The organism is Nonomuraea fastidiosa (assembly GCF_042751225.1).
Lineage (GTDB): Bacteria > Actinomycetota > Actinomycetes > Streptosporangiales > Streptosporangiaceae > Nonomuraea > Nonomuraea fastidiosa.
On the sequence record NZ_CP170570.1, the window covers coordinates 6,376,183 to 6,399,348 of the forward strand.

The 23,166-nt window shown below is 71.2% G+C and carries 21 protein-coding genes and 1 riboswitch; of the genes, 6 read left to right on the forward strand and 15 right to left on the reverse strand.

What is annotated here, in order from left to right:
* Nucleotides 1–142 precede the first annotated feature (142 nt).
* The gene (locus ACFMQL_RS29295; protein WP_364054029.1) at nt 143–2,368 is read left to right on the forward strand and encodes a M64 family metallopeptidase; all 2,226 of its coding nucleotides are present in this window, start codon (nt 143–145) and stop codon (nt 2,366–2,368) included.
* Here ACFMQL_RS29295 and ACFMQL_RS29300 read toward each other — a convergent pair.
* Genes ACFMQL_RS29300 through ACFMQL_RS29325 form a run of 6 tightly spaced genes read right to left on the reverse strand, consistent with a single transcriptional unit; the run spans nt 2,312 to nt 8,932 of the window.
* Nucleotides 2,312–3,307 (reverse strand): phosphotransferase family protein, encoded by a 996-nt coding sequence (locus ACFMQL_RS29300; protein ID WP_378787999.1) that lies wholly within the window; start codon nt 3,305–3,307, stop codon nt 2,312–2,314. The genes ACFMQL_RS29295 and ACFMQL_RS29300 overlap by 57 nt on opposite strands.
* A 54-nt stretch (nt 3,308–3,361) precedes the next feature.
* Nucleotides 3,362–4,360, reverse strand: coding sequence for a LacI family DNA-binding transcriptional regulator (locus ACFMQL_RS29305; RefSeq protein ID WP_364054023.1), 999 nt, complete (start codon nt 4,358–4,360; stop codon nt 3,362–3,364).
* A complete protein-coding gene (locus ACFMQL_RS29310; protein WP_364054020.1) occupies nt 4,341–5,753 on the reverse strand; it encodes a GH1 family beta-glucosidase in 1,413 nt (470 codons plus the stop codon). The genes ACFMQL_RS29305 and ACFMQL_RS29310 overlap by 20 nt, the downstream gene beginning before the upstream one ends.
* Nucleotides 5,750–6,580, reverse strand: coding sequence for a carbohydrate ABC transporter permease (locus tag ACFMQL_RS29315; RefSeq protein WP_364054017.1), 831 nt, complete (start codon nt 6,578–6,580; stop codon nt 5,750–5,752). The genes ACFMQL_RS29310 and ACFMQL_RS29315 overlap by 4 nt, the downstream gene beginning before the upstream one ends.
* Nucleotides 6,577–7,533, reverse strand: coding sequence for a sugar ABC transporter permease (locus tag ACFMQL_RS29320; protein WP_364054014.1), 957 nt, complete (start codon nt 7,531–7,533; stop codon nt 6,577–6,579). The genes ACFMQL_RS29315 and ACFMQL_RS29320 overlap by 4 nt, the downstream gene beginning before the upstream one ends.
* A 58-nt stretch (nt 7,534–7,591) precedes the next feature.
* A complete protein-coding gene (locus ACFMQL_RS29325) occupies nt 7,592–8,932 on the reverse strand; it encodes an extracellular solute-binding protein (protein WP_378788002.1) in 1,341 nt (446 codons plus the stop codon).
* A gap of 328 nt (nt 8,933–9,260) precedes the next feature.
* Between ACFMQL_RS29325 and ACFMQL_RS29330 the strand changes: the two genes are divergently transcribed.
* The gene (locus ACFMQL_RS29330; protein WP_378788004.1) at nt 9,261–9,635 is read left to right on the forward strand and encodes a hypothetical protein; all 375 of its coding nucleotides are present in this window, start codon (nt 9,261–9,263) and stop codon (nt 9,633–9,635) included.
* A gap of 71 nt (nt 9,636–9,706) precedes the next feature.
* A complete protein-coding gene (locus ACFMQL_RS29335) occupies nt 9,707–10,015 on the forward strand; it encodes a YciI family protein (RefSeq protein WP_364054008.1) in 309 nt (102 codons plus the stop codon).
* A gap of 130 nt (nt 10,016–10,145) precedes the next feature.
* Here ACFMQL_RS29335 and ACFMQL_RS29340 read toward each other — a convergent pair whose 3' ends face one another.
* Nucleotides 10,146–10,685, reverse strand: coding sequence for a hypothetical protein (locus tag ACFMQL_RS29340; RefSeq protein WP_378788006.1), 540 nt, complete (start codon nt 10,683–10,685; stop codon nt 10,146–10,148).
* Nucleotides 10,686–10,798: 113 nt separating this feature from the next.
* On the opposite strand from ACFMQL_RS29340, the gene ACFMQL_RS29345 reads away from it, so the two are divergent.
* Nucleotides 10,799–11,233, forward strand: a complete 435-nt coding sequence (locus ACFMQL_RS29345) for a hypothetical protein (RefSeq protein WP_378788008.1) — start codon at nt 10,799–10,801, stop codon at nt 11,231–11,233.
* A 153-nt stretch (nt 11,234–11,386) separates the two neighbouring features.
* Here ACFMQL_RS29345 and ACFMQL_RS29350 read toward each other — a convergent pair whose 3' ends face one another.
* The 3 genes from ACFMQL_RS29350 to ACFMQL_RS29360 form a co-directional block, all read right to left on the reverse strand.
* On the reverse strand, nt 11,387–12,085 hold the full coding sequence (locus ACFMQL_RS29350; RefSeq protein WP_364054001.1) for a CHAP domain-containing protein: 699 nt from the start codon (nt 12,083–12,085) through the stop codon (nt 11,387–11,389).
* A gap of 12 nt (nt 12,086–12,097) precedes the next feature.
* A riboswitch (cyclic di-AMP (ydaO/yuaA leader) is annotated at nt 12,098–12,234 on the reverse strand.
* Nucleotides 12,235–12,351: 117 nt separating this feature from the next.
* Nucleotides 12,352–13,305: a Gfo/Idh/MocA family oxidoreductase gene (locus ACFMQL_RS29355; RefSeq protein ID WP_364053998.1), complete on the reverse strand. Its 954-nt coding sequence runs from the start codon at nt 13,303–13,305 to the stop codon at nt 12,352–12,354.
* An 89-nt stretch (nt 13,306–13,394) separates the two neighbouring features.
* The gene (locus ACFMQL_RS29360; protein ID WP_378788010.1) at nt 13,395–14,216 is read right to left on the reverse strand and encodes an aldo/keto reductase; all 822 of its coding nucleotides are present in this window, start codon (nt 14,214–14,216) and stop codon (nt 13,395–13,397) included.
* A gap of 93 nt (nt 14,217–14,309) precedes the next feature.
* Between ACFMQL_RS29360 and ACFMQL_RS29365 the strand changes: the two genes are divergently transcribed.
* Nucleotides 14,310–15,254, forward strand: a complete 945-nt coding sequence (locus tag ACFMQL_RS29365) for a hypothetical protein (RefSeq protein ID WP_378788012.1) — start codon at nt 14,310–14,312, stop codon at nt 15,252–15,254.
* Entirely contained in the window at nt 15,251–16,417 is a 1,167-nt protein-coding gene (locus ACFMQL_RS29370) for a DUF6716 putative glycosyltransferase (RefSeq protein ID WP_364053989.1), read from the forward strand. The genes ACFMQL_RS29365 and ACFMQL_RS29370 overlap by 4 nt, the downstream gene beginning before the upstream one ends.
* Here ACFMQL_RS29370 and ACFMQL_RS29375 read toward each other — a convergent pair.
* The 5 genes from ACFMQL_RS29375 to ACFMQL_RS29395 all read right to left on the reverse strand — a co-directional run bounded on the left by ACFMQL_RS29375 (nt 16,401) and on the right by ACFMQL_RS29395 (nt 23,069).
* Entirely contained in the window at nt 16,401–17,678 is a 1,278-nt protein-coding gene (locus tag ACFMQL_RS29375) for a polysialyltransferase family glycosyltransferase (RefSeq protein ID WP_378788014.1), read from the reverse strand. The two genes, ACFMQL_RS29370 and ACFMQL_RS29375, sit on opposite strands and share 17 nt — an antisense overlap.
* A gap of 1 nt (nt 17,679) precedes the next feature.
* Nucleotides 17,680–18,666 carry a glycosyltransferase family 2 protein gene (locus ACFMQL_RS29380; RefSeq protein ID WP_364053983.1) on the reverse strand — a complete coding sequence of 329 codons (987 nt, stop codon included), beginning with the start codon at nt 18,664–18,666 and terminating at the stop codon, nt 17,680–17,682.
* A 34-nt stretch (nt 18,667–18,700) separates the two neighbouring features.
* On the reverse strand, nt 18,701–20,809 hold the full coding sequence (locus tag ACFMQL_RS29385) for an N-acetylneuraminate synthase family protein (protein ID WP_378788016.1): 2,109 nt from the start codon (nt 20,807–20,809) through the stop codon (nt 18,701–18,703).
* Between the two features lie 62 nt (nt 20,810–20,871).
* Nucleotides 20,872–21,573, reverse strand: coding sequence for a response regulator (locus ACFMQL_RS29390; protein ID WP_364053977.1), 702 nt, complete (start codon nt 21,571–21,573; stop codon nt 20,872–20,874).
* A complete protein-coding gene (locus ACFMQL_RS29395; RefSeq protein ID WP_378788018.1) occupies nt 21,570–23,069 on the reverse strand; it encodes an ATP-binding protein in 1,500 nt (499 codons plus the stop codon). Before ACFMQL_RS29395 ends, ACFMQL_RS29390 begins: the two co-directional genes overlap by 4 nt.
* Nucleotides 23,070–23,166 lie beyond the last annotated feature (97 nt).

The window sequence follows — 23,166 nt, forward strand, 5'->3', positions numbered from 1 at the left end:
AATTCATCACCTAATGAGATTCTACCTCTCGGGTTCTCGCTCGCCGAGGGCCATCCGGGAGGGCTCGTGCGCCAAGCGATGAGCCCCAAGGCGTGATCGGAACGAGATGGACTATCGGGTCTGATCACCCGATAGTGCGATCATGCGTATATTCGCGGCCGTGACACTGGCCGCCACCGTGTTCACCGCTCCGGCAGCGCCCGCGCACGCCGCCGAGCCGGGCTCGGCCACCGTCGTGCCCGTGCAGGTCACCGGAGCACCGGCCAAACGGTTCAACCTGATCGTGATGGGCGACGGCTACACCGAGGCCGAGCAGGACGAGTACCGCGCCGATGTGGACCGGCATCTCAACGTGATGTGGTCCATCGAGCCGTTCAAGTCGTACCGGAACTACATCAACGTGTACCGGATCGACATCGTCTCCGGAGAGTCCGGCATCAGCTGCGATCCCGGCCTGGACGCGCCGCGCCGGGACACGCCGCTCGGCATGGGCTTCTGGGGCGGCTGCAACCCCTCGAGCGTGCAGCGCCTGATCACCATGGACAACGCGGCCGCCACCCGCTACGCCGACATGGTCACCGGCACCGACGCGGGCAACCGGCAGATCCTCGCGCTGGCCAACAGCGGCACGTACGGCGGCGCCGGCGGCGCGTACGCCACCGCCTCGGGCAGCAACAGCATGTCGGCCCTGATCAGCCCGCACGAGCTGGGCCACTCGCTGGGCGGCCTGCAGGACGAGTACGACTACTACCAGCGCGGCGTCCCCGGCGGCGCCTACACCGGACCTGAGCCGGCGTCGGCCCACCACACGCTGCTGACCGAGCAGCAGATGCGCGAGCAGCGCACGAAGTGGTGGCGCTGGCTGGGCGAGGAGAGCGAGTCCGGCGGGAAGATCGGCCGCTACGAGGGCGGCCTGTACTACACGACGGGCGTGTGGCGGCCGAGCGCCCACTCCATGATGAAGACCCTCGGCTACGCCTACGACCAGGTCGGCCGCGAGGTCATGGTGCAGCGCATCACCGCCAAGACCGCGGTCATCCAGGACGCGACGCCGGCCGAGGCCCCGGTGGGCGCGGACCGGGTGCTGTGGGTGGAGCCGATGCGGCCCGTCGGCCACTCCCTGGTCACCACCTGGACGGTGGACGGCGAGGAGATCGAGGGCGGCCGCGACGCGCTCGACCTGCGCACGCTGGAGCTGTCGCCGGGCCGGCACACGGTCACCGCGACGGTCACCGACCCCACCGAGTTCATCAGGGATCCGGAGATCAGGAAGGCCGTCAGCGCCACCCGCACCTGGACGGTGGACACCGCGATCACCACCCCGCCGGACGCCACCCGGCCGGCGTTCGTCTCCTCCACGCCGACGGACCGCCCGGTGGGCCGCGACGATGTCGTGTACGTCGAGACCACCCACCCGGCCACGTCGCTCCCCGAGGTCACCTGGACGCTGAACGGCCGCCGGTACCAGGGCACCGACCTGGACCTCGGCGAGCTGGACCTGCCCGAGGGCACGCACACGCTCACCGCGACCCTGGCGGGCGAGACCCGCACCTGGACGGTGGACGCGACCGCGCCGCGCACCGCGTACGAGCTGTCGGAGCCACTGGCCAGGTCCGCCGACGCCTACGTCTACAACGGCCCGTTCACGATGAAGCTGACCGGCGAGGACGACCACGACGGCTACGTGGTCTCGGAGTCGCGGGTGGACGGCGACGGCTGGTTCAACTACTTCGGCTGGCCCACCTCGTCCGAGCTGCCGTGGAGGTTCTCCGAGGAGGGCACGGAGATCGACTCCCTGGTGTACGGCAAGCTGCCGCGCGGCCGGCACACGATCGAGTACCGCTCGATGGACGCGGCGGGCAACTACGGCGAGCCGAGGAGCTTCACCGTCACCACGATCGCCCCGCCGCCCGCCTGCACCCGCACGATCACCGGCGCGCACCGGGGCCCGCTCACCGTCACCGGCGGCGTCACCTGCCTCGACGGCGCGGAGGTCACCGGCGCGGTCACGGTACGGCGCGGCGCGTCGCTGGTGGCGTCGGGCGGCCGGATCACCGGGGCGTTCAGCGCGGACCGGCCCGCCGAGGTGCACCTGCTCGGCACCCGGGTGAACGGCGCGCTCGCGGTGCACGGCGCGGAGAACCTGACCGTCGTGGGCGCCGACCTGCGCGGCGCGGCGCGGCTCACCGGCCTGACGGGCACGGCCGTGCTGTCCGGCAGCACGATCACGGGGGCGCTGTCCTGCTCCGGCGGCACCCCGGCCGACCTGGGCGTGCCGAACGCGGTCAAGGGCGGCAGCGGCTGCGGCGACCTACCCGACGGGGCGCGCGGCCGCGCGTACGAGGCGGTCCAGCACGTCCGTCAGTGACGCGGTCGCGATCGTGCGGACCCTGGCGTACTCGTCCGGCGGGTACTGCCGGGGTCCGTTCTCGATGAGCAGGATCAGATAGAGGTAGGCGCGGTAGAGGTCGATGCGGACGCGCGCCGCCGGGGTGAGCTCCAGCGGCGTCACCTCGCGGTAGCCGGCGAGCAGCGGGTCGTCGCCGGCCAGCTCGCCGAAGATCGTCGGCGTGACGAACTCGGCCAGCGGGTCGCCCCAGAAGGCGCGCTCGTGATCGATGATGGCCTGGATCTTCGGCGGCCCGGTCAGGTCGAGGAAGACGTTGCCCGCCCACACGTCGAAGTGCACCAGCCGGGGCGTGGTCACCTCGTCGAGCACGGGCGCCGCCGCCTCGACGATCGCCATGATCTTGGCGGGCGGGAGCGGCAGCGGCGTCGGGTAGCGCTCGGTGTCGCCCAGCAGCGCCGCCACCATCGCGAGGAACGCCGCCCGCCAGGTGGGGCCGGTGATGCCGGCGTGCGGGTAGCCGAACACCTCGCCGGTCACGCTGTTGAAGCGCGCCAGATGCCGGCCCAGCTCCCTGCGCAGCGCGGCCTCGCCGTCCGGCTTGACGTCGTTCCAGGACACCCCGTCGAGCGCGGCCAGGAACAGGTAGTCGCCGCCCAGCACCGGGTCGTCGAACCCGGCGCGCAGCAGGCCCGCCACCGGCACGCCCGCCCGCGCCGCCAGCTCGATGGCGACGGCCTCCATGCGCAGCAGGTTGCGCTCGTAGCTGAGCTGGTCGAGATCGGGAGGCGGGCTCAGCTTGAGCACCGCCTCGCGGCCGTCGTCCAGCGCGAGCCGCCACACGGCGTTGGCGTAGCCGTCGGTCAGCTCGGTGGCCGAGGCGACGCCCGCCCCGACGGCACGGCGGGCCAGGGCGTCGAGCTCGGCCGCCGCTAAGCGGCGTTTGGTCCTGCTGTCCATGGCGGCCTCACCCTGCCTCTCGTGCCGCTGCTCACCCGCGTGCGCGCCGGTCCGTCAGGCGGACTCCCTGCGTACGAGGTGAGTGTCGAGGATCACCACGGGCTGGCGCAGCTCTTCGCCGTTGATGCGGGCCACCAGAAGCTGCGCCATCTGCCGTCCCATCGCCTCGGTCGGCTGGTGCACCGTGGTCAGCGGCGGGTCGGCGTGCAGCGCCGCCTTGGAGTCGTCGAAGCCGATCACCGCCACGTCGTCGGGGATCCGGCGCCCTTCGGCCTTGAGCACGCGCATCGCGCCCAGCGCCATCGGGTCGGAGGCGGCGAAGACCGCATCGAGATCGGGGTGGGCGCGCAGCAGCTCGGTCATCGCGGCCGCGCCGCTGTGCTCGGAGAAGTCACCGTAGGCCACGAGCTCGGGAAGGCCCGTCGGCAGCAGCGCGTCTCGGTAGCCCGAGAGCCGGTCGACGCCCACACCCATGTCCTGGGAGCCGGCGATCGTGGCGATCGCGGTGCGGCCGAGGCTCAGCAGGTGTTTGACCGCCTGCCTGGCCCCTGCCCTGTTGTCCATGTCCACATAGCTGTAGGGGTCGAGGCCGACGGGGCGGCCGCCCAGCACGGTCGGCACTCCCATCGCCTCCAGCCTGCCCGGCAACGGGTCGGCCCCGTGCAGGGACAGCAGCAGCACGCCGTCGACGTGCTGGCCCGTCAGGTAGTGCTCGAGCCGCGCGTGCTCCTCCGGGGTGCGCGCCATCGCGAGGATGAGCTGCAACCCGGTCTCGGCCAGCGCCGAGCCGATGCCGCGGATCGTGCCCGCGAAGTACGGCTCGTCGAAGACGCGGAACTGGGACTCGGACACCACCAGCGCCACCGTGTCCGTGCGGCGCGTCACCAGGGCGCGCGCCGCACGGTTGGGCACGTAGCCCAGCTCGCGGATCGCCAGCTCGACGGCCTCGCGGGCCTTCGCGCTGACGTTCGGCGAGCCGTTGATGACTCTCGACACCGTGCCCCGGCCCACCCCGGCCCGAGCAGCGACTGCCTCAAGAGTCGGTCGGTTCATAACGCCTATTCTGCCGGATGATCTCCGAGTACCAGAGTGCGCTGTCCTTCAGCACCCGCTCCTGCGTCTCGAAGTCCACCCGAACGAGGCCGAAGCGCTTGCCGTAACCCCAGGCCCACTCGAAGTTGTCCATCAACGACCAGGCGAAATAGCCCTCAAGAGGCACGCCCTTGTCGATGGCCTCCTTGCAGGCGCCCAGATGCGCCTCCACGTACGCCCGGCGCTCCGTGTCGTGGACCCGGCCGTCCTCCAGCACGTCGTCGAAGGCGGCGCCGTTCTCGGAGACCACCATCGGGATCGGCGGGTACTCGCGCGCCACTCTGGTGAGGATCTCCACCAGGCCGCTCTCGTCGATCTCCCAGCCCATCGCCGTCACCGGGCGGCCCCCGCTGACGAACGAGACGTGCTCGCTGCCGACCCACGGCGAGCCCGAGTCGGTGGGCGCCGCGGCCGCCGACTGCCTGCCGCCGGGAGCGCCCGAGACCGTGAAGCGGCTGTAGTAGTTGACCAGCAGCACGTCGATGGGCGCGTTGATGATCTTCATGTCGCCCGGCTGGATGTAGGCGTCCGGCTCGATCGGCAGGTCGGCCAGCACGTCCTCCGGGTAGCGGCCGAGCAGCATGGCGTCCAGGAAGAACCGGTTCTGCAGCCCGTCGATGCGGCGGGCCGCGTCCAGGTCGCGCTCGCTGTCGGTCTCCGGCGTCACCGCGTACAGGTTGACGCAGCCGCCGACCCGGCGGGCGTTCATCGCCTGCACGGCCAGCCCGTGGGCCAGGTTGAGGTGGTGCGCGCCCCTGATCGCGTTCTCCGGCTCGCGGCGGCCGGGGGCGTGCTCGCCCGAGGCGTAGCCGAGGAACGCGGCGCACCATGGTTCGTTGACCGTGCTCCACGTGTGGACGTAGTCCTTGAGCGCATCGTGGACCGCCGCCGCGTACTCGGCGAAGCGGTAGGCGGTGTCGCGGTTGGGCCAGCCGCCCTCGTCCTCCAGCGCCTGGGGCAGGTCCCAGTGGTACAGGGTCAGCCAGGGGTCGATGGAGTGCTTGCGCAGCTCATCGCAGAGCCGCCGGTAGAAGTCGAGGCCCTTCTGGTTGATCCGGCCCGAGCCGGTGGGCTGGATGCGAGGCCAGGAGACCGAGAACCGGTAGGCCGACAGGCCCAGCTGCGCCATGATGGCGACGTCTTCCCGGTAGCGGTGGTAGTGGTCGATGGCCACGTCCGCGTTGTGCCCGTTGAGCACCTTTCCCGGCTTCTTGGTGAAGGTGTCCCAGATGGACGTGCCGCGCCCGTCCTCCGCGACCGCCCCTTCGATCTGGTACGCCGAGGTCGCGGCCCCCCACGCGAAGCCCGCAGGGAAGCGCAGCCCGGAACGCGTCTGTTCCTCTTGTGTCGTCACGCTTTGACCGCACCTTCCATGAGGCCGCCGACGATCTGGCGGCCGAATGCGACGAATACTGCGATGAGCGGAATGATGGACAACGCGGTGCCCGCGAAGATCAACGAGTACTCCGTGGAGTACCTCGCGTTGAGGCCGTTGATCGCGATCTGCACGGTCGGGTTGTCCTGGTTGAGCACGATCAGCGGCCACATGTAGTCGTTCCACATGAGCATGAACGTGTTGATCCCGAGCACGGCCATGCCGGGCCGCACCGCGGGCAGCACGACGTTCCACCAGATGCGCAGCGTGGCGGCGCCGTCCACCCGGGCGGCCTCGACCAGCTCCATCGGCACCGATTGGCGCGTGTACTGCGTCATCAGGAAGACGCCGAACCCGTTGAGCAGGTACGGCAGGATGACCGCCTTGAGCGTGCCCGTCCACTCCAGGCTCACCATGAGCCGGTAGAGCGGCACCACGCCCATCTGCTGCAGCGGCACCGCCATCGTCAGCAGCACCAGCAGCAGCAGCGCGTTCCTGCCGCGGAAGTTCAGGTTGGCGAACGCGAAGCCGGCCAGCGTCGAGATGATGATCACCGAGACGGTGACGACGCTCGCCACGATGAACGAGTTCGTCAGCCCGGCCACGAACTTCGCCTCGGGGTGCTGGAGCACCGCGAGGATGTTCTGCCCCAGATTGCCGCCCGGCAGGAACTTCGGCGGCGAGGCCACCGCGTCGGAGTTCGTCCGCGAGGCGATGACCAGCATCCAGTACAGCGGGAACGCCGACAGGAAGATGGCGAGGCCGAGCAGCACCCGCGTCAGGACGGTCGGTTTCCAGATGGTCATCGCGTGCCCCCGATCCTGCGCACGAACGCGAAGTTGATCGCCGCTCCGATGAGGATCAGCAGGAACAGCAGCCAGGCCGCCGCCGAGGCGTAGCCGTAGTCGAACTCACGGAACGCCTCCTTGTAGACGAACATGGCCACCGTCTGGAACTGGCCCTGCGACCCGCCGTCCGGATTGCCGTTGTAGAACGTCATCGGCTCGGAGAACAGCGTCAGGCCGCCGATCGTGGAGTTCAGCACCACGAAGATCATCGTGGGGCGCAGCATCGGCAGCGTGATCTGCCAGAACTGCCGGCGCTGCGAGGCCCCGTCGATCGAGGCGGCCTCGTACAGATCGCGCGGGATCGTCTGCATGCCGGCCAGGAAGATGATCGCGTTGTAGCCGGTCCAGCGCCAGTCGACCATGGTCGCGATCGCGATCCACGACGGAACGCGCTCGGCACGCCAGTTCAGCGGGTCCACCCCGAACATGCCGAGGATCCAGTTGACCAGGCCCCAGTCGCGGGCGAACAGCTGCGTGAACACCACCGCGACCGCGACCACCGACGTGACCAGCGGCAGCAGCACGCTCATCCGCAGCGCGAGGCGGAACCGCATGCGCTTGTTCAGCGCGTTGGCCAGGAACAGCGCGAGCAGCATCTGGGGGACGGTGGCGATGATGAACATGGCCACGGTGTTGATCGTGGCCCGCCAGAAGTCGTCGTCGCTCAGCAGCGCCGCGTAGTTGCCCAGCCCGGCCCACTCGACGGTGCCGGTCAGGTCGTAGTCGTACAGCGAGTAGTAGAGCGTGAACGCCAGCGGGAAGAACCCGAAGGCGGCGAACAGCAGGAAGTACGGGGACACCAGGACGTACGGCATCGCCTTGACGTCCAGACGGGAACGCCAGCGGCTGCCGGGCGGGCGGGCGCGGCGGTGATTGCTCCGCGTCGCCCGCGGAAGGGGGTCGAGGCTCATAACAGACCTTTCGGCGGCAACAGGCCCGGCCCGCCCCTGAGGCGGGCCGGGCGGGAGATCAGCCCGCGGCCTTCACCGCGTCGTCGACCAGCTGCTGCCAGGCCTTGTCGTACGGGACCGAGCCGTCGTCCACGCCCTGGATGACCGACTCGATGGCGTTCTTGACCTGGGCGTGCTTCACGCCGAGGAAGACCGGCTGGAGGCTGGAGGCGGACTTGGCGAAGATCTCACCGACGGGGGCGTCGTTGAAGAACTCGTTCTTCGCGCCCTGCACCGCCGGGTCCTGCTGCGCCTTCGTGTTGCTCGGCATGTTGCCGAAGTCCTTGAAGACGCTGGCCTGCGTCTCCGCCTGCGTCAGGTAGTCGGCGACCATCGCCGCCTCCTTCGGGTGCTTCGACTGCTTGGGCACGGCCAGCCAGGAGCCGCCCCAGTTGCCGCCGCCGCCCGGCACCGCGGCCACGTCCCACTTGCCCTTGGCGTCCTCACCGGCGTTGTCGCTGACCACGCCGAGCATCCAGGACGGGCAGCCGAGCGTGGCGAACGCGCCCTTCTGGGTGCCCGTCGCCCACTCCTCGGTGAAGTTGCGCAGCTTGGCGGTCAGGCCCTGCTGGCTCAGCTTCGTCGCGAAGTCGAAGGCCGTCTTGACCGCCGGGTTCTTGTCGACGATCAGGTTGTTGTCCTTGTCGAAGTAGGAGACGCCGCCGTTCTTCTCCGCCTCCTGGTACAGCACCACCTGGTACAGCGTGTTGGTGCCGTCGGCCCACTTGGTGTCCTTGACCTTCGACTGGAACTTCTCGCCCACCTTGAGGTAGTCGTCCCAGGTCGGCCAGAGCGCGCTGACCTCGTCGCGGTCGCTCGGCAGGCCGGCCTTCTCGAACAGGTCCTTGCGGTAGCACAGGCTCATGCCGCCGACGTCGGTGCCCAGCGCGAACAGCTTGCCGTCGGCGGTGACGCCGTTCTCCCACTTCCAGGCGGGGTAGTCGGCCTTGCGCGACTCCAGGCCGTACTCCTTCAGGTCCGCCCACCACTCGCTGCGCGCCTTGGCCAGGCCCATGCCGCCCTCGTCGATGCCGACCACGTCACCCGCGCCGCTGCCGGCCTGGAGCCACTGGATCATCTGCGGCCAGTACTGCTGCTCGAACTGGTCGGTCAGGTTCTCGTACTGGATCTGGATGTCCTTGTGCTCGGCGTTCCACTTGTCGACGGCGTTCTTGTAGCCGAAGTTGCTGCCGCCGCCGAACGTCTGCAGGCGGATGGTGATCGGCCCCGAGGCTGAGGAGGATGCCGAGGCGCCGCTCTGCTCTGCGGTGCCGCCGGAACCGCACGACGCGACGGCGAGCGCCGCCGCGGTCAGCGCCGAGGCCGCGGCCAGGGCGCCGCGACGCTTCCTGATCATCATGGTGGAGCCCTTCTGGGGGTGATTGGTGTGAGGGCACCGCGACATGCGCTCTGCCGCGGTGGAACTTTTGGGAGCGCTCCCACAAAGGGTGCACTTGCGTGGGTGGCCCGTCAATGCTGCGAAACGTAACCGTTACCAATGGGGCGGTTTGGAAGAATGAAACCGGATTTATGGGGATATACTGCGCAAAGAGCTGATTGGGAGCGCTCCCATCACAAGAGGCATCTTTTGTGTCGCATCGGGGCATGTCTCCCCCGCTCGAGCGCCGGTCGGATCGCCCCGTGGCCAGGGGCGGCCGGGCCGGCGCGGGGAGCGGCCGGGCCGGGGTGTGCTCGGCGAGGTGCGCCGCGCCGGATGGCCGCTCGAGGCGCGCTCGGGCGGCGTGGGAGTGTTCATCGCTCCCACCGGCCCTGCGCTCTGCCTCTGTGCCGCCGCGTGGGCGACCGAGTTGCGGCGAGGCTGGGTGTCGCCCGCCGCGGGGGTGAGCCGCGTTTTCGGCGAGGCTCCGCCTGTGCGCCTTCCATCCGTCCCTGCCGAAGCTGCTGAGCTGGGGCTCGGCGGGCGGATGAGCGCGAAGGCCGGCGTGTCCCGGCGAAGGGGGGCCGCGTCGAGCGGGTGGGCGGATCTCGCCGCCGAGCAGCGCACCGTGTCGCGGCTGTACGGCGTTCCGTTCTCAGAAATCTACAACGTAAAGGCGCTGTGAAGGGACAGCTCGCCGGAGTCCGTGCGGGGTGGGTGCCATCATGGGGCGGCACTGATGAGCAGGGGAGTGAGATGTTGCATCTGCTGTTGCTGCGTTACACGGGCTCGGAGGAGGCGGCCGGGCCGTACGTCGCCGCCCACGTCGCATTCCTGGAGCGGCACCATCGCGCGGGCGTGTTCCTGGCCTCCGGGCAGACGGTGCCCACGTCCGTGGGCGGGGCGATCGTGGTGTGCGGGGTCGATCGCGAGGAGGCCGAACGGATCGCGGCGGAGGACCCGTTCGTGGTGGCCGGGGTGGCCGCGTACACGATCACCACGATCGACGTGGGGCGGGCGCACCCGGTGCTCGCCGAGATGCTCGGAGCGCGGGCCGTCGGCTGAGACGGTGGTCCGCCGAGGTCTCAGGTGAAGCGCCGTCCGGCGGCCGGGCGGCCTCCGCCTGCCGCGGCGCGGCCGGCCCGCGGCCGATGAGCCGGCCGTACCGGGCGGCCTTTCCCGGTGGACGGCCCCGTCACGGCCACGGCGGAGGCTCGGAGAGGTCCCGCAGCGCCTCGCGGGCGTTGTGACCCGCACCGGCGGAGACCTCCCTGCCGTCGCGGTCGCGGGCGACGGCCAGCACCAGCCCTTCGGCCGGGTTGTGGGTGAGCGTGATCGTGTGGCCGCCGACCAGCAGCGCGTCGGCGGCGGACGGGCGTTCGGGGCCCTCCTTGCCGAGCAGGACGTGCGCGCCGACCAGGCCGGCGACGGGCTTGCGGTGCCGTCCGAGCACCACCGGCTCGCTGTACGGGTCGGCGACCTGGCGGACGAGGTCGCCCAGCTTGGACCGCGCGGTGGACAGCCCCACGAGCGGCAGGCCGGTCAGCACCCCGCCCACCTTGGACAGCGGCACGAGCGCGGCCCACTCCCAGCGCTCGCGGATGATCATGACGGTCCGGCCGCTCTTCGCCTCCTCGATGAGCCCGCCCCAGCGGGCGCGGGCGTCCTCGACCGTGATGGGCACTCCCAGCATCGACACCAGCTCGTCGTACGACGGCCGCTCACCATGGATCACCGAAGCATCGTAAGCTCAGGTGATGTCCAATGTGATCACATCGGATTGACCGGCCCAACCGTGCCGGGTCGCCGACCCGGGTGGGGCAAACCAATGTGATCACATTGGATTGATTGCGGGAGAGCAGGGACCTGTACTTCGCGGTGTGGGCGCTCGCCCTGGTGGCCGAGCACGCCGTGCGGATCGGGCTGGGCGTGGCGCTGCTCGCCGCCGTGCATCCGCTGCTTCCGCTGCTGCTCGGAGCGGCCGTGCTGCCCTCGCTGCTGGTACGCGGCCGCGCCGCCGCACGCATCGACGCCGCCACTGAGCAGACCGCCGAGACCGCCCGCCTGGAGCTGAGCTTGTCGGAGACGGCCACGTCCGCGGTCGCCGACCGCCGCGCTGGACGCCCCGTCCGAGAGCGCGGTCTTCGCCCGGTACGCCGAGGCGGCGAAGTGCCATCCAGGAGCCGTCACGCTGCTGATCACCCACCGTTTCCCGACGGTGCGGATGGCGGACCTCATCGTCGTGCTCGACGGCGGCCGGATCGTGCAGTGCGGCACGCATGACGACCTCGTCGCGGTCCCGGCGCTCTGCGCCGAGCTTGACGCCGTCCAGCGCCGGGCGTTCGAGAGCCCTGCATGACGAAACGCGCACCCCGGTGATGGGGCACGCGTTCTGCCGTCACGAAGAAGGTGGGAGCACCCACCGGTGGGAGTGCGTCAGGAGGCGTACTCGGGGTAGCCGTAGCCGACGACCTGCGACTTGGGCCGGACCCGCTCCTCGACCTTGCCGTTGCCGGTGTTGCCCTCGATGGTGGTGATGGTGCCGTCGCGGTTGTCCTTGACGACGAAGCCGACGTGCTGGATGTCCTTCAGCGCCTTGCCGCCCTTCCAGGAGAAGAACACCACGGCGCCGGGCTTGGCCTCGTGGCCGAAGCGCTTGTTGGCGGCGAACCACTTGGCGTGGGCGACGGTCCAGGCGTCCCAGCCGACCTGCGGGCGGGCGCCGGTCTTCTCGCCGACCCAGGAGACGAACATCGAGCACCAGGCGGCGTTCAGGTAAGCGGTACGGCTGCCGCCGTCGCGGGCGACGGTCTCGGCCGCGCGCTGGGAGTTGGCGTACCACTGCTGGTACGGGGTGCCGCCGCCCTTGGCGTTCTCGGAGGTGCCGATCTGCGACCTGGCGACCGCGAGCACCTGGTCGGCGGTGACGTTGATCTTCGTCTCGTCCCGCTCGCCCGCCTTGTGGGCGGAGCGGGCGGTGTCCGGGTGCTTCGCGGCGGTGGCCGCGGCGACGGCGATCGAGGTGTCGGCGTGGGCCGCGGTGGGGACGCCGAGGGCCGAGGCCAGGACGCCGGCGCCGAGCACGGCGCGGGCAATGGTGTTCTTCGAGACAGCGGTAAGACGGTGCTTGGCCATCGAGGGGATTACTCCTTGCTTCCATGCCGCTTACCGGGTTAGCTGACGGGTTCGGGCGTGGAAGCTGCCCTACGGCACCGAAGTGCCGATTCACCCCAAAGGACGTGGGTCCCCGGTTCCGCACGTGGCGGATTCAGCGGTCACAGGACAAACCTGTGATCTTTCGTGCGATGGTCTGACATAGCCGGACAAACCGGACGTATGCCTTAAGATGCCCCATAAGGTAATACACGAGGCAAGAGGATTACAAATCCATAAAAGTAAAGTCAGCCGAGCTGACTGCGAGCCTCGGCCAGAAGCCCCATCATGGCAAGGGATTCGTCAAGAGGCATGATCGAGGATTCGGTCCTGCCTTCGGCCGTGGCGGCGCGGACTTCGCGGAGCTCTCCGGCGTAACCGTTGTCCGCCGGATTGAGCACGTGCTCCTCCGGCTCCATCGACGGCCCGGAGAGCACGATCCGCTGCGGTGCCCAGAACGGCGCCTGGATGTCCGCGCGCATCTGAGTACCCACAACGCTGGCCTGGTTCGGGTAATTCCCGAGCAATGAGGTCGCCACGAGAGCGTGCTTGCCGCCGGGGTAGAGCAAGACGCCGGCCGCCTCCGCGTCAACGCCGTTCGGGGCGAGCTTACCGGTGACGTGCAGGCCGGTGGGCATGCCGAGCAGGAGCTGGGCCAGCCCGAACGGGTAGATCCCCAGATCGAGCAGGGCTCCGCCGCCCAGCTCCGGCGCCCACAGCCGGTGCGCGGGGTCGTACGGGTGGGCGAAGCCGAAGCTGGCCTGCACCGACCGGATCTCGCCGAAGCGCGGGTCGTCCTTGATCAGCTGGATGAGCGGGTTGAAGCGCATCCACATCGCTTCCATCAGGAAGACCCCCGCCTCGCGGGCCAGGCGCACCATCTTCTCGGCGTCGTCCACGGTCGCGGCCAGCGGTTTCTCGCACAGCACCGCCTTGCCCGCCGCGATGGCGGCCTCGGCCACCTGCAGGTGCTGGGCGTGCGGGGTGGCGACGTAGACGGCGTCCACCGCCGGGTCCGCGCACAGCTGTTCGTAGGAGCCGTACGCCGACTCGGCGCCCAGCTCCGCCGCCAGGGCCTGCGCCCTGTCCAGGCTTCTCGATCCGACGGCGGCCACCCGCATGCCGGGTTCCGCCACGATCACCTTGCCCACGGTACGGGCGATGCCGCCGGTGGCGGCTATTCCCCAAGTGAAATCTCGCACGCCGGCGATCGTATACGGAAGGTAAAAACGCTTAAATGGCGGGTGGTGCCGGAAATATCAGAAATGTCCGGTAGTCACATCCGTCACATTCACACCCCGTGGAATGTGTCGGGGTCGGGCCCGAGTCGCTGCCCCCTGCTCATCGCACTGATGGCCGCGAGGTCCTCGTCGTCGAGGAAGAAGTCGAAGACGTCGATGTTCTCGGCGATCCTGGCCGGCGTGATCGACTTCGGGATCACCACGTTGCCGATCTGGAGGTGCCAGCGCAGCACGATCTGCGCGGGCGTCTTACAGTGCTTGTCGGCCAGCACCCGCAGCGCCGGGTCGTCGAGCAGCCCCCTGCCCTGGCCGAGCGGGCTCCACGCCTCGGTGAGTATGCCGTTGGCCTCGTGGAACTCCCGCATCTGGCGCTGCTGGAAGTACGGGTGAAGCTCGATCTGGTTGATCGAGGGGACGATGTCGGCCTCGTTCATGAGCCGGGTGAGCGTCTCGACCGTGAAGTTGGACACGCCGATGGCCTTGGCCCGGCCGTCCCGGTAGATCCTCTCCATGGCCTTCCACGCCTGCACGTACTTGTCGTGCTGGGGCATCGGCCAGTGAATGAGGTAAAGGTCGACGTAGTCGAGGCCGAGCCGGGCCAGCGACTCCTCGAAGGCGGCCTCGGCGCGGTGGTGCTGGCCGTTGGCCAGCTTCGTGGTCACGAACACCTTCTCGCGGGGCAGCCCGCTGGCGCGCACCGCGCGTCCCACGCCCTCCTCGTTGCCGTAGGCGGCGGCGGTGTCGATGTGCCGGTAGCCGGCCTTGAGCGCGGTCAGGACCGCCTGCTCGGCCTCTTCGGCCGGTACCTGCCAGACGCCGTACCCGAGCTGCGGGATCTGCACGCCGTCCGTGTTGAGCATGAGCGAGTTCATACCCTCCATTGTTCACGTCGCGTTTCTGGCGGCTTAAGGCGGTGGGGCTAGCTTGAAGCGGTCGTGAACGGCCCATCACCCGGGAGGGCAGGAGTGGTCGAACAGGCGTCGGCCTGGGTGGAGTCCCCGCTCCAGATGCTGTGCGCCGTCGAGGCCCACCATGCCGGGCTGCTCGGCCCGGCCACCGCCATCGTGCCGCGCGCCGGCCTGCGCCCGCTCAAGGCGACCAGGCGCGAGCTGCGCTCCATGGCGCTGCCCGAGGGCCTGGAGCTGGCCGAGCCGCGTGAGCGCATGCCGCGCCACATGCAGGCCGTGGGCGACGCCTTCTCCGGCAAGGTGCAGCTGCGCTGGCTGCTGTCCAGACCGGGCCGCGTCGTGGTGGTCGACGACGGGCTGGCCACGCTGCGGCTGCTCGAACTGCTCGCCGGAGGCCCGTTCCGGCCGCTGCTGCGCGCCCGCGCAGCGCCGGGGCCGCTGCGCAGGGCACTCGGCCTGGCCGCAGCCCTCCGGCTGCGCCTCAGCGACGTGTCGATCTTCACCGCGCTGCCCGTGGACGATGCGCTCGCCGAGGCCGTACGCCGCGCCGGCGTGCACCTCGTACACCACGAGTTCGCCTGGCTGCGCGCCCAGCCGCCGAGCGCCGAGTGCCCGGCCGAGCGTACGGTGGTGCTCGGCACCGCGCTCGTGCGCAACGGCCTCGTCCGCCGCGACCACTACCTGCGCTGGCTGACCGACCTGGCCGCGCGCGAGCCCCTGGCCTACTACCCGCACCGCCGCGAGGACCCCGTGGACGTCGCGCTGATCCGGGAGCGCCCCGGGATCACCGTCCACGACGCCGGCGTGCCCGCCGAGCTGACGCTGCGCGGCCTCGGTGCCGGCCAGCGCGTGCTCAGCCTCCCCTCGACCGCGATCACGTCGCTGCGCGTGCTGCTCAGCCCGCGCGGCGTCGCCGTCGAGCCGGTGGACGTTCCCGATGACTGGTGGACCAGCAGGGCGGCGCCCGCCCTGCGCTCGCATTTGACAGGAGTTCCCGGGTGAGAGTGCTGGCCGTCGCCGACTCCGACTCGTATCTGAAGTGGGCGGCCTGCCTGCTCGGCGATCTGCCATCGGAGTGCGCGACGGAGGTGGTCGTGGTGCGCACGCCGATCGCTCCCTCGCCCGAGCAGATCGCCGCCGCAGTGGGCGATCTGCCCGCGCCGCCGGTGCTGTCGGCGCGGTCGGTGCGGCGGCTGGCCGAGCGCACCCGGCCGGACGCGATCCTCGTGGCCTGCACGGGCCCGGTGGTGGACGTGCTGGTCGCCGACGTGCTCGACGGGCTGAAGCCGCGCCCGGTGTTCGTCTCCGGGCTGCCCGGCATCTCGGTGCCGGCCACCGAGAAGGCGTGGACGTTCCGCAGCGGCTGCGACCTGTTCGTGGTGCACAGCGAACGCGAGGTCGCCGAGTTCTCCGAGATCGCCGCGAGGCTCGGCGGCGGCGGCGCGGTGGGACTGGCCAGGCTGCCGTTCCTGCGGCCCCAGCGGGGCGCCGGCGGCGGCGACCGGGTGGTGTTCGCCACCCAGGCCAAGGTGCCGCGCCGGCGCGACCAGCGCGAGCAGATCCTGCGGTCGCTGGCCGCGCTGGCCGCCGTCCGGCCGGACCTGGAGGTCGTGGTCAAGCTGCGCGCCCTGGAGGGCGAGCGGCAGACGCACAACGAGCGGCTGCCGTACCAGCGGCTGTGGCGGGAGATGGGGGAGCCGGGGCGGCTGGCGTTCGCGGCCGGGTCGATGCGCGAGCACCTGGAGCAGGCGGCCGGGTTCGTCACGGTCAGCTCGACGGCGGCGCTGGAGGCCATCGCGATGGGTGTGCCGTCGCTGGTGCTCGGCGACTTCGGGGTGAGCGCCGAGATGATCAACCTGGTGTTCGAGGGCAGCGGCCTGCTGGGCACGCTCGACGACCTGGCGCAGGGCCGCTTCCGCACGGCATCGCCCGACTGGTGCGCGGCCAATTACTTCCACCCCGCAGATCGCGACGACTGGGCGCGGCGGCTGTCGGAACTGGTGGAGTCGGGGCCGCGCACGCCCGCCGTGTCGCTGCTCGACGGGCCTGAGCACGCGGCGGCGCGGCGCAGGGCCAGGCTCAGGGTGGAGGTGCCGCCCAAGATGCTGCGGGTCGGCTACCGGGCCAAGCGCCGCGTGCGCCGCTATCTCAAAGCGCTGACCTGAACTTCCTGCGGATCCTGGTGAGCGCGCCCGGCCGGGTCTGCTGCTTCGGCGGCGGAGGCTCGGCCAGGCCCAGCGCCTCCAGCCGGCGGCGCTTGAAGTAGCGCGGGTCGAACGCGGTGCCCTCGTCCGGCCGCAGGCCGGGATAGGCGTCGGACTGCATGCAGTAGCCCACCGCGCGCACCAGGGCCGGCAGGTCCGTCTCCGGCGGCGGCTCGACGCCGCCGTCCGCCGACAGGCGCGGCAGCAGCGCGTCCACGATGGTGGCGGGGATCCTGTTGCTGTTCTCGTACGGGGTCAGCCGCTCCAGCACCAGGTCCGTCCCGTACGAGGCGACCCGGAGCCCGAAGTAGCGCCACGCGGTGACCAGGGCCGTGGAGAAGCAGCCCACGACCAGCTCGGGCCGCAGCGCGGAGAAGCACACCTCAGCGGGCACGCTCTCCCCGGCCACCTCCAGCCGCACGCCCGCGGCCTTCGCGGCGGCCCGCAGGAGCCGGGCGTGGCGGCGTCCGGCGGCCGGGTGCGGCTTGAAGACGACGTGGGCGTGGCCGCGGGCGGCCAGCGCCTTGAGCATCGTCTCGTGCAGCCCGGCCTCCTCCTCCGGCGTGACGATCTCCAGCGCCGACAGGTACTGGCCCAGGATGACCGCCTGCCCCGGCCGGGGGACCGGCGCCTGGGCACGCGTGAAGACCGCCACCTCGTCCACGACCGCGAGGAAACGCTCGGCGGGCAAGGCCTCGGGGGCGACGCCGTACTCGCTGAGCAGCAGCGGCGCCAGCCCCGGCACGAGGTCCAGATGGAGCAGCCGGGTGATGCGGCGGAAGATCTCGGCGGGCAGCGGGTCGCGGGTGGGGCCGTAGCTCATCAGCCCGTCGGAGTAGACGGTGATCGGGCAGTCGCGCACCAGCCCGGCGATCGTCCGCGCGGGCGGCACCGCGATCGACTCCAGCACCAGCTCCGTCACGCCGTCCAGCCCCCAGTGGGCGCCGATGAGGCGCTCCAGCATCGGCACCTCGATGACGCGGGCCCGCCAGTCCGACGGGTGCAGCGGGGCGATCAGCTCGTTCCACGAGCGCACCTCGTGGAAGCGGGAGCGCAGCGCGGCGAAGCCGGGCGTCTCGTCCAGCGGCGTCGCCACCTCGGGCACCGCCGCGTTCGTCGAGACGATCAGCAGCCTGCGGCCGTCGTCTCCGAAGCGGCCGTCGTCGATGGCCGCCGCCAGCGACATCGCCCCGAACAGCGTCGAGGCGTAGAAGACCTGCACGTCACCTCTCCTCACGGTCGCGGCGGACCCCGGCGCGCGCTCCCGATGACGCGGGCAGGCCGGGCAGCAGGTCACGCAGGGCGGCCTCGCGCTCGGCGGTCATGCCCGCCAGCGACTCGGCCACCATCTCCCGCGGCAGCGTGGCCAGCATGTCCCTGCCGCGCTCCGCGAAACGGGCGCGCAGCTCCGGCGTGAACCGGTCGCCGATGGTCAGGTGGTGGGCGAGCAGCGCGCAGAAGTTGCGCACCGCCTTGGGCAGGAACTCCGGCTCCAGGTCCTTCAGCACCAGCTCGAAGGCGTCGAAGAAGTGCAGCTGGCGCTCGTCGCCCGCCTGGGTGAGCGAGCCCGGCACCATGCGCCGGTAGAACACGCCGGCCAGCGACACCACCGCGAACGAGGCGGCCTCGCGGTGCAGCCGCCAGATCCACGGCCGGTCCTCGGCGGTGTGCAGCGAGCCGGGGAAGTGCAGCAGATCGCCGAGCGAGCGCCGGTAGACGCCCGCCCAGGCGTACGGGTAGTCCACCATCGTGCGCACCCCGGCGGGCAGGATCGCCTCGCGGGGGTCGAGCACCACGCCCCGTCGCGCCAGCGGGGCGCGGTGCACGACCCGCTTGCGGCCCTCCGCCTGCACATGGTCGGTGCGCACGAAGTCGCAGCCGAGCCCGTCGATCGCCGCGACGAGCCGTGCCAGGTGGCCGGGGGCGAGCCAGTCGTCGCCGTCCATGAACGTGACGTACCGGCCGGACGCCGCCGCCAGGCCCGCGTTGCGCGCGTCCGCAAGACCCACCGGCGTGGGATGGCGCAGCACGGTCAGCCCCGGCAGGTCACCGGCGAAACCGCCGATGATGTCCGCCGTGGCGTCGGCGGACCCGTCGTCCACGACGATGAACTCGAAGCCGGGGGCCGCGTTGCGGCACAGGGAGGCCAGCGCGTCGGCGATGTGGCGCTCGCCGTCCCGCACCGGCACGACGACCGAAAGCGTGGTCAAAGCGGCTGGTCTCCAGGGGGTGTGGGGAGCGGGCTCAGACGGTCACCCGGCGCAGGCGGGCCTTGGGCGCCTCCTCGCCGGGGAAGACGCGCTTGACGCCGTCGCCCAGGGCCTGCTCGATGATGCGGATGTCGCGTACCAGGTGCTCGAGCCCGGCCGGCTCCAGCGAGGCCGCGTGGTCGGAGCCCCACATCGTCCGGTCGAGCGTGATGTGCCGCTCCACGCAGACCGCGCCCAGCGTGACCGCGGCCAGCGAGATCTGCAGGCCGCGCTCGTGGCCCGAGTAGCCGACCGGCACGCCGTAACGCTCCTTGAGCGTGGTGATCGTGCGCAGGTTCGCCTCCTCAGGCGGCAGCGGGTACGTGGAGGTCGCGTGCATCATGATCAGCTTCTCGGTGCCGAGGATCTCCACGGCCGCGTCGATCTCCTCCAGCGTGGACATGCCGGTCGACAGGATGATCGGCTTGCCGGTCGCCGCCAGCGCACGCAGCAGCTCGTGGTCGGCGACGCCGGCCGATGCCACCTTGTGCACCAGGACGTTCATCTCCTCGAGGAACTCCACCGACGGCACGTCCCACGGCGAGGCGAACCAGTGCAGGCCCCGCTCGTCGCAGTACTCGGCGATCTGCGTGTACTCGTCGCGGCCGAACTCGGTGCGCTCCTTGTACTCCAGGTACGTCATCTCGCCCCACGGCGTCTGCCGGATCTGCCCCTTCTGCTCCTCGGGCACGCAGATCGACGGGGTGCGTTTCTGAAACTTGACCGCCTGGCAGCCCGCGTCGGCGGCCACGTCGATGAGCCGCCTGGCGATGTCGAGGTCGCCGTTGTGGTTGATGCCGATCTCGCCGATCACGTACACCGGCTGCCCGTCGCCCACCAGCACGTCACCGATCGCGACCGGCTCGGGGCGCGGACGCACGCTCGCTCCAGCGACGACCGGCGAGACGGCCGGCGCGACGACCGGCGCGACGACCGGCTGCGTGGCGGCGGCGGGCCGGGCGGCGACGGGCTGCTCCGGGCGGGCCGCCAGCACCCGGTCGCACAACTCGCGCACCGCGCCCGACCCGCCCGGCCTGGTCAGCACCACGCGGGCGGCGGCACGCACCCTCGGGTGCGCGTCGGGCGTCGCGACCGGCCAGCCGACCTCCGCCATCGGGCCCAGGTCGTTGACGTCGTTGCCGACGTACGCCACCCGCGCGGGGTCGAGGTTCTCGATCCTCAGCCAGTCGCGCAGCACCGTCCGCTTGTCGGCCAGGCCCTGCAGCACCGGCACGCCCAGCTTGCGGGCGCGGGCGGTCACCACCGGGTTCTGTTCGGTGGACATGACCAGCACCTTCACACCCGACCGCGTCAGCAGCGAGACGCCCATCCCGTCGGAGCGGCTGACCAGCACCATCTCGCGGCCATCGGAGTCGACGTAGGCGCGGTCGTCGGTGTGCACGCCGTCGAAGTCGGTGATGACGCAGTCCACGTCGATCGGCTCGGGCTCGTCGATGAACGGCGCGAGCGCCCTGACCAGCTCCAGGTCCTCGGGCTCGTCGATCTCGATGGCGTGCCGCGACGGCACCGGCTGCACCGCGATCCTGCCGAAGAAGCGGTGACCGTGCGCGCGCAGGCCGGAGGCGCGCATCACGTAGAAGGCGCCGTTCTCGCGGAACTGCGGCTCGCGATCCTGCCGGCGCGGGCGGAACGCCGGATCGTGGTTGACACCGGCGCCGGTGGCCGTCCACAGGAACTCGTGCGTGGGCAGCCCGGACACGACCGAGTCGGCCTCGCCGTCGAGCACCTTGCGCACCGCCGCCGACAGGTCGGCCGGGTCGATGAACGCGCTCGTGCACTGCACGAGCACCACCACCTCGGGGTCGCCGCCCAGCGTGTCGAGCGCGTGCAGCACCGCGGACTCGCTGGAGGCGGTGTCGCCGCTCAGCTCGGCGGGCCGCTCCACCACGACCGCGCCCGCCTGCCTGGCGGTCTCGGCGATCCCGTCGTGATCGGTGCTCACCACCACCCGGTCGATCAGCTCGGAGCGCAGGCAGGCCCGCACGGCCCTGGTGACCAGCGGCACGCCCCCGACCAGGGCGAGGTTCTTCAGGGGTACGCCCGCCGAACCTCCGCGGGCGGGAACTACGGCCAGGACTCGCAAGGTGTCTCCTCAGTGCATCGGATTGCACCCAGAAGCTAGAGGCCGGTGTTGAACGGCCAGCGTCACCGTCCTGAACTCTGCGTGGGGATCCGGTAGAGCAACTCTGGCCTGCCCACCCCGCCGTACTGCGGGATGCGGGCCGCCACGCCCAGGTCCACCAGGTATTCGAGGTAGCGCCGCGCGGTCACCCTGGAGATGCCGATCGCGTCCGCCACCGCCTGCGCGCTCATCCCCGCGGGCCGCTCGCGCAGCTGCGCGGCCACCGCGTCGAGGGTGTCCTGCGCCATGCCCTTCGGCAGCTCGGCCGCGGTGCCCCGCAGGGTGCCGAGCACCCGGTCCACGTCGCCCTGGCCGACCGCGAGCCCGGCCTCCTCCTTGAAGCGGGCGTAGCGGGTCAGCCGCTCGGCCAGCGCCGCGAACGTGAACGGCTTGAGCAGGTACTGCACGATGCCCAGCGACACCGCGGAGCGCACCATGGCGAGGTCGCGCGCCGAGGTCACCGCGATGACGTCGCACAGCAGCCCGGCCGCGCGCACCGCCCGGCACACCTCAAGGCCGTGCATGTCGGGCAGGTAGAGGTCGAGCAGGATGAGGTCCACCGGCCTGCGGCGCAGGAAGCGCAGCGCCTCGCCGCCCGACCTGACCACCCCGGCCACCTCGAAGCCGGGCACCCGCTCCACGTAGATGCGGTTGGCCTCGGCGGTGATCTCCTCGTCCTCGACCACCAGCACGGTGATGGGCCCGCCGCCCGGTTGCGCGGTCACGACACCGGCTCCTTGCGCGGTGCGGGCAGACGTACGGTGAAGACCGAGCCGTCCACCTCGATCGTGCCGCCGAGCCGCCGCACCGCCTGGCCCACCAGCGCCAGGCCGAGGCCGTGGCCGTCGCCCTTGGTCGTCCAGCCCTTCTCGAACGCGGCCCTGTCGGTCAGCCCCGGCCCGTCGTCGGCCACCCTGATGAGCACGCCGCGCTCGTCGCCGCTGATGTGCACGTCGACCCGGTTCGCCGCGTCGATGGCGTTGTCGATGAGGTTGCCGACGATCGTGACCAGGTCGCGCGGGTCGAGACCCAGGTCGTCCAGCTCGCTGTCCTCGCTGATCACCAGCTCGGAGCCGCGCTCGGCCGCCTCTGCGCTCTTGCCCAGCAGCAGCGCCGCCAGCACGGGCTCGCGCACCGAGCCCACCACCCGGTCGGTCAGCTCCTGCGCCGCCCGCAGCTCCGCCGTGCCCAGCGCGATCGCCTGCTCGGTGCGGCCCAGCTCCACCAGCGTGATCACAGTGTGCAGCCGGTTGGCGGCCTCGTGCGCGGCCGAGCGCAGCGACTCGGCGAAGCCGCGCTCGGCGTCGAGCTGGCCGGACAGCGCCTGCAGCTCGGTGTGGTCGCGTACGGTGACGACCGTGCCGAGCCTGCTGGCCGCGCTGTTGACCGCGAGCACCCGGTCACCGGCGAGGTGGATGCGCTCTTCGGTGTCGGCCACCATCTCCGCCAGGCCCAGCTCGGCCACATGCTTGCCTTCGGCGTCGGCGGGCAGGCCGAGCAGCTGCCTGGCCGCGTCGTTGCACAGGGTCAGCATGCCGTCCCTGCCGACCAGCAGCAGCCCCTCCCTGACCGCGTGCAGGACGGCGTCGTGGTGCTCGTGGATGCGGCCCAGCTCCACCGGGCCCAGGCCGTGCGTCTGGCGGCGCAGCCGGGCGGTCACCAGCCAGGTGCCCGCCGCGCCGAGCCCGAGCGCGAGCGCCACGATGAGGCCGCCCCAGGCGAGCTGCTCGCGCAGCCTGGCGTCGATGCGGTCGATGGTGATGCCGGCGCTGACCAGCGCCCGTACCCGGCCGTCCGCCACGACCGGCGTCACCGCCCGCTTCGACGGGCCCAGCGTGCCGGTGTAGGTCTCGGTGAACGTCTGGCCGCGCAGCGCGGGCTCGATGTGGCCGAGGAAGCGCCGGCCGATCTCCGCCGGGTTCGGGTGGGTGTAGCGGGTGCCGTCGGTACGCATGATCGTGATGAAGTCGACGCCCGTCGCGGCGCGGACGCGCTCGGCGTACGGCTGCAGCCGCGCCGTCGGGTCGGGCTCGTCGAGCGCGGCCAGCACGTCGGGCGAGGCCGCCACGCTGACCGCCACCGCCCGCGCCGTGCCGCCCGCCTCCTCGGTGAGCAGCCGGTGCGCCTGCACCAGCGCGAGCGTCGCGCCGCCCGCCGCCGTGACGGTCACCACGAGCAGCTGCAGCACCAGCATCTGGCCGGCCAGGCTCCAGCGCCGCATGCTCCACCCTCCCCGTGAACGAAACTTACGCAATGGTGACCTGCATCACTCGTGAGGCGCATAGTCGCACGGAGAGAAACCCGCTCCCAAACCGCCG